1 pseudogene is annotated in these 402 nt (G+C 64.4%); it reads right to left on the bottom strand.

Annotation, left to right across the window (positions count from 1 at the left end):
• Positions 1 to 192 precede the first annotated feature (192 nt).
• A pseudogene (locus tag HG543_RS54235) lies at positions 193 to 402 on the bottom strand (hypothetical protein); the annotation flags it as partial.

The raw sequence follows: 402 nt of genomic DNA, 5'->3' as shown, positions 1-402 counted from the left end.
GCGGGAGGTTGGCTGCCCACAGCGGATGCGCCTGGGCATACGGGTCTTCCTCGCGGACGTCGACCAGCGCGATCTCCTTGCTGGCCAGCAGGGTGGCGCGCACGTCGGCATACGCCAGCGTCGGGACGTGGGTTTCGGCCAGCGGTGCAGCGACCGGCTATTCGATGGCGTCGATAGCGTCGATGATGGTGCTCATGATGCGGGCGTGTCCTTGGAACGGTCCCAGAGATTGGGCAGATGTGTATTCGAATAGCCGGAGACGAACGGCTTCCGCTCGCCGTCTTCCGTATAGACGGAGCGGTGGATGCCGCTGATGTTACCGCCGTAGACGTGGATGCTGATCGACGTGCGGTCGTCAAAGGCGTTGTGCACGCGGTGGATGTCACCCACGCGCGGCGAGAC

Origin of the sequence: Pyxidicoccus fallax (assembly GCF_012933655.1) — a bacterium.
In the GTDB taxonomy this organism is placed as follows: Bacteria; Myxococcota; Myxococcia; order Myxococcales; family Myxococcaceae; genus Myxococcus; species Myxococcus fallax.
Note: the sequence above shows the minus strand (reverse complement) of the source record. Positions and strands in the feature narration are given on the sequence as shown.